The sequence below is a fragment of the Brevibacillus sp. SIMBA_040 genome (assembly GCF_046535075.1).
In the GTDB taxonomy this organism is placed as follows: Bacteria; Bacillota; Bacilli; order Brevibacillales; family Brevibacillaceae; genus Brevibacillus.
Map to the genome: position 1 here is coordinate 73,266 of NZ_JAWRXI010000011.1, position 16,601 is coordinate 89,866.

General features: G+C 48.4%; 15 protein-coding genes. All 15 read right to left on the reverse strand.

The window, feature by feature from the left end:
- Nucleotides 1-2: 2 nt before the first annotated feature.
- A complete protein-coding gene (locus tag SB752_RS19575) occupies nucleotides 3-1,205 on the reverse strand; it encodes an ROK family transcriptional regulator (protein ID WP_410717249.1) in 1,203 nt (400 codons plus the stop codon).
- Between the two features lie 114 nt (nucleotides 1,206-1,319).
- Nucleotides 1,320-2,282 (reverse strand): ABC transporter ATP-binding protein, encoded by a 963-nt coding sequence (locus SB752_RS19580; RefSeq protein WP_410717250.1) that lies wholly within the window; start codon nucleotides 2,280-2,282, stop codon nucleotides 1,320-1,322.
- On the reverse strand, nucleotides 2,275-3,267 hold the full coding sequence (locus tag SB752_RS19585) for an ABC transporter ATP-binding protein (RefSeq protein ID WP_410717251.1): 993 nt from the start codon (nucleotides 3,265-3,267) through the stop codon (nucleotides 2,275-2,277). Before SB752_RS19585 ends, SB752_RS19580 begins: the two co-directional genes overlap by 8 nt.
- A gap of 18 nt (nucleotides 3,268-3,285) precedes the next feature.
- The gene (locus tag SB752_RS19590; RefSeq protein ID WP_410717252.1) at nucleotides 3,286-4,179 is read right to left on the reverse strand and encodes an ABC transporter permease subunit; all 894 of its coding nucleotides are present in this window, start codon (nucleotides 4,177-4,179) and stop codon (nucleotides 3,286-3,288) included.
- Between the two features lie 18 nt (nucleotides 4,180-4,197).
- Nucleotides 4,198-5,121 (reverse strand): nickel ABC transporter permease, encoded by a 924-nt coding sequence (gene nikB / locus SB752_RS19595; RefSeq protein WP_103107897.1) that lies wholly within the window; start codon nucleotides 5,119-5,121, stop codon nucleotides 4,198-4,200.
- Between the two features lie 77 nt (nucleotides 5,122-5,198).
- Entirely contained in the window at nucleotides 5,199-6,800 is a 1,602-nt protein-coding gene (locus tag SB752_RS19600; RefSeq protein WP_410717253.1) for a glutathione ABC transporter substrate-binding protein, read from the reverse strand.
- Nucleotides 6,801-6,873: 73 nt separating this feature from the next.
- Nucleotides 6,874-7,935 (reverse strand): Gfo/Idh/MocA family protein, encoded by a 1,062-nt coding sequence (locus tag SB752_RS19605; RefSeq protein WP_410717254.1) that lies wholly within the window; start codon nucleotides 7,933-7,935, stop codon nucleotides 6,874-6,876.
- Nucleotides 7,936-8,038: 103 nt separating this feature from the next.
- Nucleotides 8,039-9,028, reverse strand: coding sequence for an ROK family protein (locus SB752_RS19610; protein WP_410717255.1), 990 nt, complete (start codon nucleotides 9,026-9,028; stop codon nucleotides 8,039-8,041).
- A gap of 205 nt (nucleotides 9,029-9,233) precedes the next feature.
- Nucleotides 9,234-9,833 carry a response regulator transcription factor gene (locus tag SB752_RS19615; protein ID WP_049736718.1) on the reverse strand — a complete coding sequence of 200 codons (600 nt, stop codon included), beginning with the start codon at nucleotides 9,831-9,833 and terminating at the stop codon, nucleotides 9,234-9,236.
- Nucleotides 9,830-10,969, reverse strand: a complete 1,140-nt coding sequence (locus tag SB752_RS19620; protein WP_410717256.1) for a histidine kinase — start codon at nucleotides 10,967-10,969, stop codon at nucleotides 9,830-9,832. The genes SB752_RS19615 and SB752_RS19620 overlap by 4 nt, the downstream gene beginning before the upstream one ends.
- Before the next feature lie 66 nt (nucleotides 10,970-11,035).
- Nucleotides 11,036-12,091 carry a Delta(5) desaturase DesA gene (gene desA / locus SB752_RS19625; protein WP_410717257.1) on the reverse strand — a complete coding sequence of 352 codons (1,056 nt, stop codon included), beginning with the start codon at nucleotides 12,089-12,091 and terminating at the stop codon, nucleotides 11,036-11,038.
- Nucleotides 12,092-12,583: 492 nt separating this feature from the next.
- Entirely contained in the window at nucleotides 12,584-13,138 is a 555-nt protein-coding gene (locus tag SB752_RS19630) for a GNAT family N-acetyltransferase (protein WP_410717258.1), read from the reverse strand.
- Between the two features lie 56 nt (nucleotides 13,139-13,194).
- The gene (locus SB752_RS19635) at nucleotides 13,195-13,602 is read right to left on the reverse strand and encodes a cytidine deaminase (RefSeq protein WP_289138503.1); all 408 of its coding nucleotides are present in this window, start codon (nucleotides 13,600-13,602) and stop codon (nucleotides 13,195-13,197) included.
- A 162-nt stretch (nucleotides 13,603-13,764) separates the two neighbouring features.
- Complete coding sequence (locus SB752_RS19640; protein ID WP_410717259.1) at nucleotides 13,765-14,805, reverse strand: ABC transporter substrate-binding protein; 1,041 nt, start codon at nucleotides 14,803-14,805, stop codon at nucleotides 13,765-13,767.
- A gap of 120 nt (nucleotides 14,806-14,925) precedes the next feature.
- A complete protein-coding gene (locus tag SB752_RS19645) occupies nucleotides 14,926-16,470 on the reverse strand; it encodes a helix-turn-helix domain-containing protein (RefSeq protein ID WP_410717260.1) in 1,545 nt (514 codons plus the stop codon).
- Nucleotides 16,471-16,601: the final 131 nt, after the last annotated feature.

The following is a 16,601-nucleotide window of genomic DNA, read 5'->3' on the forward strand; positions in this document are numbered from 1 at the left end:
TTTTATAGCGAAAAGTGAAAGCGATCCTGCAATAAAACTGCGGCCGCTCCGACCACTTCCACATCTTCTCCGAGTGAATTGGGACGAATCGCAAGTCCCTCTGTCAAAATGCCGTGTGCATATTCGTTGACATACTCCGTGACCTTGGAAATCAGCAGTGAATTTTCTAAAGCGATGTCTCCCCCAAGAATGATGACCTCAGGGTTAAACAGATGAACGAGAGTGACCAAGCCTGTTGCCAAATACGAAGCTGTTTCTTCCAAAATGCTTTCGGCAAGCGGATCACGTCGGTCCAGTGCCTGGCGAAACGTTTTGGAGGAAATGCGATTGATGTCCTGCTCGGCCAGCTCCATGATGCAGCTTTCCTTGCCTTTCGCCACCCCTGACAACAGCTTGGAGTAAATCGCCGGCCAGCTCACATAATTTTCAAGACAGCCAATATTCCCGCAATCACAGCGAACACCAGCCCGATCAATCGTGGTATGCCCGAATTCTCCTGCACCTCCGGCATACCCACGATAGATGGAGCCGTTGACCAGTATGCTCGAACCAAGTCCGTCTCCAATCGTGACGTAGAGCATGTTTTGATAATGATTGAAATCACCGATGTTTTTTTCTGCTAGCAAGTAGGCGTTCGTATCGTTGTCGAGCCAGGTTTTGATTTGGAAGCGGCTCTCTACGATCTCTCTCACTGGCGTATCCTTTAATTTCAGCTTTGGATTGTAGCGGATCACCCCGTTGTCTGAATCCACGATCCCTTGTGTGACGATCGAAATGCCAACACAATTGTGCAGACTCTCATAGGGCTGAACGAATTGCTCAATGATTTGTAGCAAATACGCGATGACACTATCACCTTGATATGCCTTGATCGAATAAGCTTCCTTCTTACGGACCTTTGCTTCTAGGTTCAATTCCGCGATGGTAATTTTAGATCCACTAATCGAGATTCCGATCAAAAAATGACTATCGGGGGAAAACTGAAGCAAAATCGGTTTCCGTCCCCCATTCGACGTTCCTGTTCCCACCTCACTGACGAGCGAATCGCGAATCAATTCGCTGACAGCTGACGTCACTGTGGTAGGACTCAGCTTGTGCCGCTTTGCTATTTCACTCCGGGAAATGGGGCCGTAATGACGGATCGTATCTAGTATGATGGATCGATTCAATTCTTGAATTAGCTTTAAATCACCCGTCCTACGCATGGAACCCTTCCTTTTACTTAGTAGAATGATGAAACCGTCTATTGTCGAGGATGCCGCTTAGAGGACCGACGTCCGTCATGCCGTGTGCGATCGCCGATCAACTTGTCACGTTCTTTACAGATGACATGCGACAAAATGATTACTCTCGGCACTTTCCCTTAGCGGTGGTGCCGTTTTCGTACAAATATCCATCTTGTATGGACAACGAGTATGGAACGAGCAGCCCGATGGTGGATTGACCGGACTTGGCACATCCCCCTGCAAAATAATCCGTTCCCTTTTTGCACGTGGATCAGGAATCGGTACGGACGAGAGCAGCGCCTTGGTGTACGGATGCTGAGGATTCGCAAAAATCGACTCCTTCGGTCCTGATTCCACCAGCGAGCCTAAATACATGACGCCGATTTTATCGCTAATATGCTCAACGACACTCAGGTCATGGGAGATAAACAAATACGTTAAGTGAAACTCTTCCTGTAAATCCTTGAGCAGATTCAAAATTTGCGACTGAATCGAAACGTCCAATGCCGACACCGGCTCATCCGCGACGATCAGCCTTGGCTTCAAAATGAGTGCACGTGCAATTCCGATCCGCTGCCGCTGCCCTCCGCTGAATTCATGAGCAAATTTGTCAGCATGGTAGCTGTTTAATCCCACGACCTCCAGCATTTCAGAAACGAGCTTTTCTCGTTCAGCCATAGATAGCTTGGTATGAATGATCAGCGGCTCTCCCACTACATCTCGAATTTTCATCCGGGGATTGAGCGAGGCATACGGGTCCTGAAAAACCATCTGCACCTGCTTGCGCACCTCGCGCAGGCGATTTTCATTCATTTTCGAGATTTCTTCATTGTTGATCCAGATTTTCCCTTCATCGGGGGTCAAAAGACGCGTAACCAACCGACCCGTGGTAGACTTGCCGCAGCCGCTCTCACCGACCAGACTGAATGTTTCGCCTTCCTTGATCTCAAAGGAAACACTGTGAACGGCTTTTACGCTTTTCTTGCTCCCCAGAAAACCACTATCAATCGGAAACGTTTTTTTGATACCGTCAACGACTACCAGTGACTTAGACATGCACATCCCTACTTTCCTCGCGATACAGCCAGCAGCGACAAAAACGTTCTGGACCTGTAGTGGTGATCGCAGGCTCTTCCTCCCAGCAGACAGGCATGACATCTTTGCAGCGCGGAGCAAACTTGCAGCCTTTTGGCATCTGATTCGGATTCGGCACATTACCAGGAACGGAATCGAGTCGGGACCGCTTCTGACCGAGCTTGGGAACAGACCCGATCAAGCCTCTTGTATACGGATGCTTCGGGTCATCAAACAATTCAAAGACGGATGCCTCTTCAACGACTCGCCCTGCGTACATGACAACCACGCGATTACACATCTCGGCTACGACACCCAAATCGTGGGTGATCAACAGCATCGACATATGCTCATCGACTTGGAGCTGCTTCATCACATCGAGAATTTGCGCCTGGATCGTAACGTCCAGTGCGGTGGTAGGCTCATCTGCGATCAGCAGATTCGGCCTACAGGACATCGCCATCGCAATCATGATCCGCTGCCTCATTCCGCCAGACAATTGGTGCGGATATTCATTAATAATCTCTTGAGGTCTAGGAATCCCTACCTTGGTCAGCATACTTACCGCATGATCTCTCGCCTGCTTGTCGGAATAGCCCAGATGCAGCCGAATCGACTCCATGAGCTGCTCGCCGATCTTCATGACCGGATTGAGCGACGTCATCGGCTCCTGAAAAATCATCGCGATTTCTTTGCCGCGAATCCTTCGCATTTCGCTTTCAGAAATGTTTAAGAGGTTGGTCCCGTTGTACGTAATTTCACCGTTCGTAATCTCGCCTGTCGTGTCCTTGAACAGGCGCATGATCGAAAGCGAGGTCACGCTCTTTCCACAGCCCGATTCGCCAACAAGCCCGAGCACTTCTCCTTTTTTTATGTGAAAGCTGACCTTGTCCAAAACGACTGTCTTTTTGTTGTCTCTCGTAAACTCTGTTTGCAGATGCTTTACTTCGATGATGTTTTCACTCATCTGCCCCAACTCCCTCGATTAGTTCTTTGTTTTCGGGTCCAGGATATCTCTGAGGCCATCGCCAACCAGATTGAATGCGAGGACGGACAGGAAGATCGCCAAACCGGGAATCATGACGACGTGAGGCGAGGTAGCCAGGTAATCACGACCCATACTTAGCATTGCTCCCCAGTCGGGACTTTCCGGCTTTGCTCCCAATCCGAGAAAGCTCAGGCTGGATGCTGCCAGAATCGACGTACCAATACGAAGGGAAAAGAAAACAATCATGCTGGACACGGTTTCGGGAAAGATGTGGCGAAAAATGATCCGACTGCTTTTGGCCCCCATCGATCTCGCCGCCTCGACGAATACCGCTTCCTTGGCTGCCAGTGTGTTCCCCCGAATCAAACGGGCAAAGGACGGAATACTGAAAACGGCTACGGCTACAACCACATTCGTTAAGCCTGGTCCCAATATCGCCACGATGGCAATCGCCAAAAGCAGATCCGGGAAAGCAAACATGACGTCGCTTGATCTCATGATGAGCCGATCTATCCAGCCGCCATAATATCCACTGCACAAGCCTAGAATCGTTCCAATCACTGCACCGACCAAAACCGAGGTAAAGCTGACACTGAGCGAAATTCCGGTTCCGACGATAATTCTGCTCATAATGTCTCTGCCGTACTCATCCGTTCCTGCCCAATGCGCTTTGGAAGGGGTTTGCAGGATGGCATCGTAATCCGGCTCATATGGATCATACGGGGCAATCAAAGGTCCAAATATCGCAATGAAAAGTAGAAAGAGGATAAAAAAACCAGCCCAAAACGCCGTTTTTTGTTTCTTCCACTTCGTCCAAAACTCACTCATCCTGGAGCTTTTCTTTTCCATGGAGACCTGTGAGTTATGGGTCACTTCTTTAACTGCTTCCATTCCAGTCTCCTCCTCTACTTAGCTTTCATAGCGAATCTTAGGATTTAGCGCTTTATACAAAATATCAACTAAGAGATTCACCAGAATGAATTCCAGCGAAAATAGCAGAATGACCGCTTGTACAACTGGGTAGTCGCGGAAAGCAATCGAGTCGATCAAAAGGCGGCCCATACCCGGAATACTGAAAACCGTTTCTACCACAACTGACCCACCGAGCAAAAAGCCGAACTGCAAGCCAGCGATCGTAACGACAGGGATCATGGAGTTTTTCAGTGCATGCTTTCGAACAACCACCGATTCTTTCAAGCCTTTTGCCCGACCGGTTCGAATGAAATCCTCCTTTAACGTTTCGAGCAGCGAGGATCTCGTAAAACGGGCGAGCATCGACATAATTCCCGCTCCTAATGTAAGGGATGGGAGAACGTAGCTTTTCCAGCTTTCGGCTCCGCCTGTCGGAAACCATCCGAGCTGCACGGAAAAAATCTGTATAAGAATGAGTCCCAGCCAAAATCCAGGTAAGGAAATGCCTGATATCGCTGTCAGCATCCCAACGTAATCGGGCCATTTATTGCGGAATACAGCGGAAATGGTACCGATCAGCAATCCTAGAACAAGTGCCCAGCCTAAACTCATAAATGTCAAATTCATCGTAATCATGTAGCGATTCGCAAACATATCGCTAATCGGAAGTCCTGTCTTTAGAGAATGACCCAAATTGCCTGTGAACAAGTTTTGCATATACGTGGCGTATTGAACTAACAATGGTTTATCCAGTCCCAATTCCTCGCGAACGCGTGTAATCTCTTCCAGTGTTGCGTCCTTTCCCGCCGCCAGACGGACAGGATCACCCGGGACCAGGTGAATAAAAAAGAAAATGAGCAGCGACACGACGAAAATGATCGGAATGATCTCGATAAGCCTCTTCACGATATAACGGAACATATTTTGTGTTCCTCCTAAATAAGAAAAGTAAAGCAGCGCTGGGCAGCAGGCAACGACCCAACGCTGCTTTTCTGGTATTATTTAAATTCCGCTTCTCTTACGTAGATGCCGCCGCTTGGCGTGATGTAAACACCTTCTACGTTGCTGCGTTTTCCATACAAGATTTCATCGACAGCGAGGAAAATCCACGGTGCTTCTTTAAATACATTTTCCTGTACGATTCCATACAGTTCTTTTTGCTTCGCTTGGTCAGAGGACTGAGTAGCTTCCTTGATGCTCTTGTCTACCAGATCATTTTTGTAGAATGCAGTGTTGGCTCCAGCCGGCGGGAAGTTCTCGCTGCTGAACAGGGAGCGCATCGCGTTATCCGGGTCTGCGGACGACCAGCTTACATACCACATGTTCATTTTTGCTTCTTCAGGAGATTTAATGCCGTAAATCTCATCAGACAACGTCGCTTCTTCCATCGATTTCACTTCAACGGTGATGCCGACCTTTTGCAATTGCTGCTGGATGAATTGCATGCCCTTCATCGTATCGGAGTTGGTATTGCCCCAGATATCGGTCGTGAAGCCATTCTCGTAACCAGCTTCCTTGAGCAATGCTTTCGCTTTTTCAATGTTGTATTCATAGACGCCCTGCTTGGCGTAATGAGCAATCGTAGGGGACATGACGGATTCCAGCTTCGCTCCGTATCCTGCTTTTACAACCTTGATGAAGGCATCCTTGTCTACCGCATAGTTGATGGCTTCTCTCACACGTGGATCGTCAAACGGCTTTTTCAGCATATTGATGGAAACATAACGGGTGATCGTAGAAGGTGTACGCTCTACCTTGACTCCGTCTGCGCCATTCAATGTTTCTACTTGTTGCTCCGGCAGCGGATAGATGACGTCAGCCTCTCCCGTTTTGAGCATCGCTACGCGGGAGCCATTTTCCGGTACTGGCTTGTAGGTGATTTTGGCAACCTTGGCAGCACCTTTATCCCAGTGATCCTGATTCAGCTCGACATTCAAATGATCGCCCTGTACCCATTCCACGAATTTGTACGGCCCAGTACCAACCGGATTTTTCGCGATGTCCTTGCCGTATTTTTCAAGTGCTTGCGGGCTGATGATTCCCGTCGTGAATTTGTTGATCATGGCACTGAACGGTTGGTTCAGCGTCACCTTTACGGTGTAATCGTCTACGACGTCTGTGCTTTTGATGTACTTGTAGTTGCGATAGGCACGCAGATTGTTTTCTTGGTTGCTCATGCGGTCAAAGTTGATTTTGACTGCCTGGGCATTGAACGGCGTACCATCATGGAACTTGACGTTTTGACGCAGCTTGAATGTGTATTCGGTTGCATCATCATTCACCGAATATTCAGTCGAAAGTCCCGGTATCAGCTTCAAGTCTTTGTCGTAAATCAATAGGCCCTCAAACATGGAGGTCTGTACCCCACTTGACAGGGCATCCCCTGTATTTTGCGGGTCCATCGTAATGAAGTTTTCGTTGACTGCCACCACCAGCTGTTCTTTTTGTTTTGCTGGCGTCTCACCTGAGTTGGCAGCTGGCGGAGCAGAAGTACCTCCTGTGTTTCCGCCTGTGCCACTGTTGCCACTGGAACACCCAAATAGTAAAGCTACTGAAAAAAGTAATACAGATGCTGTTCGCAAATAAGACACTTTTTTCACGACCCAATCCCCCTTACAATTTTTATCTGATAGATGCAATCTGGATGTCCCTGGACTCATTTTCCCCGGCTAGTTACGAAAATGTGATTTCTTTGCCGGTTTGCGCTGATTCGTAGATTCCACACAGGATTTTCATCATCTCTACCCCGTGCTGTACCGGACTGAGCGTCTCTCTCTCGCCGAGAACACATGCAACGAAGTGATCGATTTCGTTTTGGAAGCCTTGTTTAAAATCAAAGGAGAGCTTATCCAGCTGTGGGCTGATGTTCAGGATCGTATCGTGTTTTTCAGATATGATCGACAGCTCCGGTTCTACCTCTGCACCGCCCTTGTCGCCATACAGCTTGACCGACAGCTCTTCTTTTTTGGCGTGAAGCGTAAAGCTGACATCTACCATCAGCGATGCTCCATTTTCAAAGCGAATGAGCGCGTTTGCCATATCTTCTACCGTGTTTTGGGTAGGATCGTAATCTGCTGCTTTGTAAAAGGAAAGGTTCTTGACGTTGGCGCGATTCCCCAGCTTGTTGTATGTATTCCCACTGACTGTCTTGACTTTGGGACAGCCCATCAGGTACCAGCAAAGATCGATAACATGCACGCCCAGATCGATCAGTGGCCCTCCGCCGGATCTTTCCTTATCCGCGAACCAACCGCCCGGATTTCCTAACCGGCGCAAGCAGGATGCTTTGGCGTAGTAAATCTCTCCCAGCTCGCCAGCATCGATGAATTGCTTGAGCAATTGGGCATTCGTATCGTAGCGGCGGACAAATCCGACTTGCAGGATCTTGCCGCTTTCTTTTACCGCTTCCTCGATTTGGAGAGCGCTTTCAATTGAGGTGCACAAAGGCTTTTCGACCAGTACGTGCTTGCCCGCCTTCAGCGCTGCAATCGAGATTTCCGCATGTGTGTTGTTCCAGGTGCAAATGCTTACGGCCTCTACCTCTTTGTCTGCAAACACATCTTCTAAATTGCTGTAATACGTTTTGGCGTTAAATTTTTGCGCCTTTTCCTTTGCTCGTTCTTCGTTAAAATCAACAACGGCATGAAGCTCTACTCGTTCGTTATGCTGATACGATTGCAAGTGCATGTCCGAAATAGAGCCCGCGCCGATTACCGCAACCTTCACTTTGCTCATGCTTTGCCTCCTACTTATCTAATTTCTTGGTTAGTTAGTTTTTTCAGTGGAGTTATTAATTGAATGATACAAAATAATCTTAATCTTTGCAATAAGCATTTCGTTATAAAGTTTGAAGTTTTCGCTCGTGCTCCCATTCCGAAAATAAGAGACCTGCCGCCCCAACAACACCCGATTCAGTACCCAGTCTGTTCAGCTCAATGCGCACCTGGTTTGCCATACCCGGGATGCACCGCTCGCGAACACTGTTTTCAATCTCCTGCAAAATGATCGGAGCTGTGTTCATGACTCCACCGCCAAAAACAATCACCTCTGGGTTGAACAAATGGATCAAGCTTGTCGCTCCTATTCCCAAATAAAACCCTGCCCGCTTTAAAATGTCGATCGAAAAATGGTCCCCACGCAATGCTGCTTCCCCTATTTGCTTGGCTGCCAGGTCTTTGCTGTCTTGTAGCAGACTGCCAGCAATTGTGGCATCTCCCTTGGCAAGTGCCATCCGCGCTGCATTTTCGATAGCGTTGCCAGAAGAGTAATTCTCCAGACATCCCCGGTTCCCACAAAGGCAGAGCGGTCCATTCCAATCAATCGAAATATGCCCGAACTCACCAGCGCTCCCGTCAACTCCCGATAGCAGGCGGCCATCGCTAATAATGCCAGCTCCCACACCTGTGCTGACGGTTACATAAATCATGTTTGCCGTGCCTTTGCCTGCTCCCCACATCCATTCTGCAACCGCAGAAGCATTGGCATCATTCATCAAGCGGACAGGGAGATTGAATTTGTCCTCAATCAGCCTGCCAATCGGGACATTGCTCCAGCCCAGATTGCTGGCAAAAATGATTTCATTCTTTTTGCTGTCGATCACTCCTGCAGAGGCGATCCCTACACCACGCACGCGTCTGCGGTTTACGTTTTTGCCTGCCATGACAGACTCAATCGCAGCCAGTACCCGCTCGATTACAGCCTTTTCTCCATCCTCCGAAGCAGTAGGGAGCTGTGCCTGACTGATAATGTGACCTTCGCTATTTACCAATCCCGCAAGGATTTTCGTACCACCTAAGTCTAGCCCAATCGCATACTCGTCCATTTCCATCACCGACCTCTCCTTCCGGTCATTCTTTGTCTTTTGCTGTTTGGTTAGTTACTTTCTCCAATGGTTTTACAAACTCATGTAGCTTTATTTTAAGCACAGTATTCTGATTCCGTCCAGATTATTCTGAAAAAAATTGCTCTTATGCCCAAAAAAAGAACCCCTATTCTGCCGAAAACAGAAGTGGGGTTCGTCGCTTTCTCTTCAGTTACTTAAACCAGCCTTTTTCCTTGAAATGCATGATCGCCTCAATCCGGTTGCTCACACCGAGCTTGTCGAGAATGACGGAAATATAGTTGCGCACAGTACCTGTTGTGATGTACAGCTGACTGGCGATTTCCTTTGTATTTTTGCCATCTGCAATCAACAGGAGGACTTCCTTTTCGCGCTCGGTCAAAGGATTCTCCTGCCCGTATGCCTCATCCACCAGCTCCGGAGCGTAAATACGTCGCCCTGCCATGATGCTGCGAATAGAGGAAGCCAGCTCTTCACTCGGACTGTCCTTGAGCAAGTATCCGTTAGCACCCGCTTTTAGCGCGCGCTCAAAATAGCCTGGGCGAGCAAATGTCGTCAGGATCATCACCTTGCAGCCGCAGCCTTTCAACTCCTCTGCGGCATCCAGCCCGCTTTTGACTGGCATCTCGATATCCATGATACAGATGTCCGGCTTGTGCAAATGCACCAGCTTCACTGCATCTTCCCCATTGCTTGCTTTACCGACGACCTTCATATCCTCTTCCAAATCGAGCAGGGAAGCAAGAGCTCCGAGAAGCATCCTCTGATCCTCTGCAATCACTATGCGAATCATGCTCCCGCCTCCTTTTCCGGTTGTTTGAAGACATTTGGTACGCGAATGACGATGGTAGTTCCGCTTTCCGATGAAACGATCTCCATACTGCCATTCACAAACTCCAGACGCTCCTTCATCCCGCGCAGCCCGTTTCCTTTGGTACAGACGGTATGTTCAATCATTCCGTTTCCGTTGTCTTTCACCTGCACGATCAGATCGGTTCGCGATGGCTCGATTGAAATCGAGCAGCTGGTGGCACTGCTGTGTTTGACGACATTGGTGACCGCTTCCTTCAAGCACATGCTGAGTACGTTCTCTGTCATTAGCGAGGTATTGGTGAGATTCGGATTGCCCTCTAGTACGAAGTCAATTTCAGCTGCCTTTAAGATTTGTGTGATCCGAAACATCTCGTCCTCTAGCCGGGTACCGCGCATCTGTGTGACCATTTCCCGTACTTCTTTTAAGGCGATTCGCGCTGTCTGCCTGATCTCTTGCAGCTCAGTCTGAGCCTGGGTCGGATTTTTCGTAATCAGCTTGCTGGCTAAATCGGTCTTGAGTCCGATCAAAGAAAGCTTTTGCCCCAACGTATCATGTAGGTCACGGGCAATCCGCTGCCTCTCCTCCAGCTTGACCAGCTCTGAAATCCGCTTGTTTGCATGCTCCAGCTCACCTTGCAGCTTCTCCCGTTTGTTCCAGTTATACGTAGTCACTGGCAGCAAAATAACGGCAATCAGGCTAACGAGAACAAACGGCAGCTGGTTGATAAACGACGAATTTTTCGCGATGAAGCCCATATTGATCGTGACGACGGTACTGATCAGATGAATCGTGTATAGCGTAATAAAGCCAATCTTGTTTTGGATGTTCCCGATGAAAAATGCCAGGAAGAGCGAGAAATACACATAGCCAAACAGCACGGTCATGGCAATGGATATGATAATTTGCAAGCTCGTCCAAAAGTAAATCAGCCATCCTTTGGAAAGAAAGGAGAGCACGTAACAAATAAAAAACACAAGGATCATGACGATCCCGATGACGATCTCATATGTCGAGGAAGACCGGAAAATAAAATAGAAGGGTAGTATGTAAAAAACTACCCAGACGTAAGGGCTAAGGCCCGTATTTTTATGGAGAATATGATACCACTTTTGCATGGCTGCCCACCTTTTTTCTACACCCTGTTATTTAAGTGTATCCGAATCGAAGGGTTTATGGCAGAGCTATTTTCCTTCCAAGCTCGGTTTGGGGCTATGAAGTGCATTCATGATAGGCTCTTTGTCAGTAAGCATCTGCTTTAACTCCTTAAAGCTGACAAAGCGTTTGCCCTGCTCATCCCACAGTCGAAAGCGCAATGCAATCAGGCTATTCGCAAACGTAATCGTTGTTGCCATCTGCAAGGGAGGCGTTTCATTATGTGCTTTTTCCAGGTTGTAGTTCGGTACTTTTGGACTCAGATGGTGTACGTGGTGGAAGCCGATATTGCCTGTCAGCCACTGGAGTACTTTCGGTAGCTTGTAATAGGAACTGCCTTCTACAGCTGCTTTCACATAGCTCCATTGCTCTTCATTTTCAAAGTAAGAATCCTCGAACTGATGCTGGACATAAAACAACCAAATGCCCATTACACCAGAAATGTAAAAGATCGGGCCTTGTATCAAAAGAACAGCTTTCCAGCCAATCGCCCAAATCATAAGCCCATATGTGCCTACAATCAGCACATTCATCAAATAGTTGTTCAACCGTTCGCGGCGACGAGCCCCTTTGCGATTAAAACGATATTGAAACACAAAGACAAAAATCGGGCCAATTCCAAACATAACAATTGGGTTGCGATAGATCCGATAAGCAACTTGCTGCCACCAAGGGGCTGCCAAATACTCATCTACTGTCATAATCCAAATATCGCCTACTCCGCGCTTATCGAGATTGCCGCTCGTTGCATGATGGATTGAATGCGCATTTTTCCACTGCTCATAGGGACATAGCGTGAGGACACCTGTGATGATTCCAAGTATATCGTTTGCCAACCGGCTTGCAAAAAACGATTGATGGCAGCAATCATGAAAAATAATGAAGGTACGGATCATGAATCCGGCTGCAAGGATGGTAAGCGGGAGTGTCAGCCAGTAGGACACAGACAAGCTCAAATACGCACCATACCAAAGCAAAAGCAGCGGACCCATTGTGTTGATTAACTGTCTGATACTTGATTTGGTATCTGTTTTTTCAAAGGGGGCAACATTCTTTTTCAAATGAGCGATGTTGGATTGGTGCATTGCATGTATCCTCCTCGATATGAACCGCGCGGGTGGCAGATTTGCCAGACGCAATTTTCTATCTTTATTGTAGAAAATTCAGTCAGGTTACTGTAGTCATAAACGTCAAGTCGAGGGTATGACAAGTGTCATGGTTAAACAAGTATTTAGGGGGATAAAAATGTCGGCGTGGGTTTGGGGGTGGGGAGGAAAATGGAGAAAATGCTCCAGCTTCTTGGAACACTAGCTTGGAGGATTCACTGGACAGCTTCATGAAAAAAGCGAAACCGCGTCCAAAGTGGAGGGTTCAGGAGGTGTCTCAGGGGTGGACGCTTAAAGGCGTGTTTCTCTTTTTTCATTACGCCTTGGCCGGTGTTCCAAAGAGCTTCGCTTTTTCTCCATTTTCCTCTGCCAGCTGTTTCTGTACGCCGACATTTTTAAAGAGTGGGTGACAATAAAAGAAAAAATCCCTGACCTATCTATGATGGTCAGGGATTTCTGAACAGTTGCGTGTTAGTTCTTTTGCATGGCTTCCCACTCGGCTGCCAGGATGCTCATCATGATTCGGTCGTAGCTTTTGCCTTCGCGCAGGACGGCGGAGCGCATTCTGCCTTCTTCGGTGAAGCCTGCCTTGGTGTAGGCGCGGATGGCTGGCTCGTTGTATGAGATGACGTCGAGTCCGACGCGGTTTAGGTTTAATTCATGGAAAGCGTAGCGGAGGAGCATCTTTAATGCGTCGACTCCGTAGCCTTTTCCCCGGTCACTCGGGTTGCCGATTCCCATTGCCATATGAGCAGCGCGGTTGTTCCACTCGATTTTGAATAGAGCGACAAAGCCAATCAGCCGATCGTCCTCTAGTGGACGCAGCATGAACTCGACACTGTTTGAGCTGCGGGTGCTCTGGGGTGCAAAAGCAGACGGCTGCTGAGGAATCGCAAAATCTGAATCCAGCCTGCGCAAATAGTCGAAGTCCTCACTAAAACGCGCCATTTGATCGGCATCACCTGGATATGCCGCTGTAAAGCGAAGGAATTCACCGCGAAATAAGCTTTGGTTGTTAGCTGTCATAGCATTCTCCTTTGGTAGAAAATTACTTTTATTGTACGTGATCCTGTGGCCAATTTCTATTGATTCTGGTTGTACGCACGATACCAATAAAAAGGCTGCAGCTCGGCAAGCGTTTTATACACGAGTCCACCCTCTGGCACATAGACGGCTGCTTTTACTTTTGAGCCCCAGTAAAAGAGTCTCTCCTGACATACTCCACATGGCGTCAATATTTTAAATGCTGCATTCTCGTCATCACGAACGACACAGATCGTATGCGTTACGACCTTTTGCAGCTTATGCGCCTCACAGATCGCCCCTGTCTCCATACATAATTCGGTCGAAGCATTCAATACCTCTGGCGCTACACTTGTCAGAATTGTTCCGTCTTCTGTGTACATTGCTGCTGCGCCACCCCAGCCGGTAGGATATCTCTTTTGGATCAGCTCAACTGCCGCTTCGAATAAAGCTTGTTCAATGTTCATTTCTGTTCTTCCTCCATAATGATTTTCTACTTCTCTATCCTACAGGAACAAAACGGTAGAATCACATAAAAAAACAGAAATCACGAGGACCAATCCCGCCAAATACGAAAAAGACCTCATCCAGCTAACAGATGAAATCCTTTTGGCATACCACTATCCGAGTTACTTTACATCAAGACGCTTCATAAAGTCATCCAGCAGCAGATTTGCCGCTTTGATTCCCCCTGCTGTATTCCAGATCGTTTCGTTTACCTGGAATACTTGATTGTTTTTTGTTACGTTCAGAGACTTGAAGATCGGGCTATCCATCCATTTTTTCGCCATCTGTGTGATCTCCGTAGAGCCTTTTGCCTCGGAAACCCAATAGAACAAGATATCGCCATCCATCGCGGACATGCCTTCCTCTGTCAAAAGCTCCGCAAAATTATTGACATCCTGCGATGCCGGACGCGCTACGCCCAACTGTTCAAACAGTACACCGCTGAACGTATCCTTTTGATAAATCTGGACGCCTTTTTTGGAGAACTTGGCTATGGATACCTTCATTGCAGCCTTCGGACCGAGCTTTTCTTTAGCAGCAGCTACGCGATCATCGAACTCCTTCATGACCTTTTCGCCCTCTACCTTTTTGTTCAAGGTTTCGGCATACAAGGCAAAGTTGGTTTTCCACCTGCCAGACAGCTCTTCGGAAAATACGGTTGGCGCAATTTTGGACAGCTGATCGTATATTTTCTCATGACGTACTTTGTTGCCAATAATCAAATCTGGATTCAGGTTGACGATCGCTTCCAGATTCGGTTGGTCTTCGTAACCGAGCGCTTCTACACCATCCATCTCAGCCTTGATGTGGTCGTGCCAAGGCTCACCTTCCCACGACTGTACGGCTCCGACTGGCTTTACGCCGAGTGCGAGCAGAGCTTCTGTTCCTTCATTCGTCAAAATGACTACGCGCTTGGGCTCCCCTGTGATTGGGGTCGTGCCCATGGCATGCTTGATCTCGCGAGTCCCGCCAGCATCAGCTGGTGCTGGGGTGCTTGCGTCTTTCGGTGCTTCAGTTGCTGCTGGCGTTGTTGCAGCAGGTGCTTGTGTCTGCTGCGCCTGATTGGCAGTGCTCCCGCAGCCTGCCAAAACAGCTAGCATACTTACCAAAAAGATGCTGAGCAGTACGTGGCGAATGTGCTGAACTCCGGTATGTCTTTTCATCTCGCTATTGCCCCCACTTCTATCAATGATCACATCAGTGATAACCATTATCAATTGATAGTATATAGAGACTCGCCCTGCTTTTCCATGGACGTGGTTGCCCCGTTTATATGGAGCGAATTATCCATGACCGGCTGCTTGGAGAAAAAAGGACGTGCTTTTTTGGATCATGTACTCTCTGCCTAGCGGTCCCCACGGGTCCCAATCCCGGCTGTCCGGGTAGTAGACGTGATTTTCCCGTACTGCGCGCAGCTCTCTCCATAGCGGGTTTTGCTCCAGGGCTACCACATGACTTTTTTCACTCCAGATCAAAATGATTCGCTCCGGGTCGAGCGCAAGTAGCTCAGAAAACGCATCTGCCCTGTAGCTGGCATGAGTCACCCTCGGGTCAGGCTGGAAACCAAGCTTGTGATAAAACAGGTCAGTCAAGGCATGCCCGTAAACTCCGTACATGCGTACCTCGTCTCCGAGCACACGCAGAATCGTCCATCGCCCCTTGTGTGTAATGGACTTCAATGCGTCTTTTGCCAACTTTTCCACAGTATCGACATGCCGGATGATCCCCTCGGCAACGCTCTCTTTCTGAAACATGGCCGCTATGTTCATTTGATACTCATACCAGTGCAAATAATCGTTGAACAGCAAGGTTTGCGGCGTCTGCTTCCATTCGTCTGTATCCTCTCTTCCCTGCACGTTCATTCTGACGATTACATCTGGAGACAGGGACATGATCTCCTGCGGGTCGATTGTCTCCTCGGCATTCAGCGCCTTTGTACCTCGCAGCCGGTGGTGAAGATGCTGGGGAAACCCTGATTTCGTCGTGTAATAGCTGGGAAAAGACGGCGCTATGATCGGTTGAATCCCCATCGCTAGCAAATGATCCTGTAAAAACAGCTTGCTCACCACAGCAACACGCTGACCTGCTTGCTTCATGTATATATACGGGGGTAAACCCTCCCGCTTTTTAAACAGGCGACTGAAGTAGAGCTCATCGGAAAAACCAACGCTACGCGCCACATCCTTGACGCTATACTTGGACGAAGCTAACAATTCCTTGGCCTGCTTCATCCGCAGATGAGTCAAATATTCGCTCGGTGTCGTCCCTGTTGCTCGTTTAAAAGCGCGACAGTACGAGCTAGGCGTCATCTGGGCAACACGAGGCAAGATACCCACATCCAGCGGCTCCCGATAGTTTTTTTGCATGTAAGCAAGCGTCGCTTCCACTGATCCCATTCCTTTTTCCGCATGCTGCAATTGCTCTGTATGGAGAAAAGAGAGCAGCTCATAAAACAATAGCTGTCCGTGTAAAACAGAGGCGTAGTCCTGGTTGGAAAGAGCCGCAGCCAGTTCCTCCAGCTTGGACAAAAGGGTAGCTGGCAGACTGATCGGAAACGCGATCGAATCCGTTCGTAAATCGGCAGCAAGCAGCCCGGTTTTGGTCATCTCCACGACCTGATTGGTTGGCTGCAAGGCTGCTTCCACATATGAGAGCACATAAAAGACTAAAGGCGCCTTTTCTGTTGCGAGCGCTTCTATTCTCAGCCCCGGGGGAAGCAGTACCGCAGTCCCCGAGCTGATCTCACCCGTTTTACCATTAATCGTGACCGTACCGCATCCCTCTGCCACATAGCACAGCACATGCGTAGGTACTCGTCGTGACCGCAAACGAAAGCCTGCTCTCCAGCTATGCTTTTTTAACGAGACCAGAAAATGCGATATTCTATTGTGATGGACTGACATAGACACACCCCCTTGCCTTTCATACAGACTTGGTTGCTCAAGCAAAAAGAGTAGAC

Coding starts and splice junctions, on each gene's coding strand:
- SB752_RS19630 (WP_410717258.1), bottom strand. CDS start 13,138: ATGACAGCTAACAACCAAAGCTTATTTCGCGGTGAATTCCTTCGCTTT.
- SB752_RS19605 (WP_410717254.1), bottom strand. CDS start 7,935: ATGAGCAAAGTGAAGGTTGCGGTAATCGGCGCGGGCTCTATTTCGGAC.
- SB752_RS19585 (WP_410717251.1), bottom strand. CDS start 3,267: ATGAGTGAAAACATCATCGAAGTAAAGCATCTGCAAACAGAGTTTACG.
- SB752_RS19580 (WP_410717250.1), bottom strand. CDS start 2,282: ATGTCTAAGTCACTGGTAGTCGTTGACGGTATCAAAAAAACGTTTCCG.
- SB752_RS19620 (WP_410717256.1), bottom strand. CDS start 10,969: ATGCAAAAGTGGTATCATATTCTCCATAAAAATACGGGCCTTAGCCCT.
- nikB (WP_103107897.1), bottom strand. CDS start 5,121: ATGTTCCGTTATATCGTGAAGAGGCTTATCGAGATCATTCCGATCATT.
- SB752_RS19615 (WP_049736718.1), bottom strand. CDS start 9,833: ATGATTCGCATAGTGATTGCAGAGGATCAGAGGATGCTTCTCGGAGCT.
- SB752_RS19635 (WP_289138503.1), bottom strand. CDS start 13,602: ATGAACATTGAACAAGCTTTATTCGAAGCGGCAGTTGAGCTGATCCAA.
- SB752_RS19590 (WP_410717252.1), bottom strand. CDS start 4,179: ATGGAAGCAGTTAAAGAAGTGACCCATAACTCACAGGTCTCCATGGAA.
- desA (WP_410717257.1), bottom strand. CDS start 12,091: ATGCACCAATCCAACATCGCTCATTTGAAAAAGAATGTTGCCCCCTTT.
- SB752_RS19610 (WP_410717255.1), bottom strand. CDS start 9,028: ATGGAAATGGACGAGTATGCGATTGGGCTAGACTTAGGTGGTACGAAA.
- SB752_RS19640 (WP_410717259.1), bottom strand. CDS start 14,805: ATGAAAAGACATACCGGAGTTCAGCACATTCGCCACGTACTGCTCAGC.
- SB752_RS19575 (WP_410717249.1), bottom strand. CDS start 1,205: ATGCGTAGGACGGGTGATTTAAAGCTAATTCAAGAATTGAATCGATCC.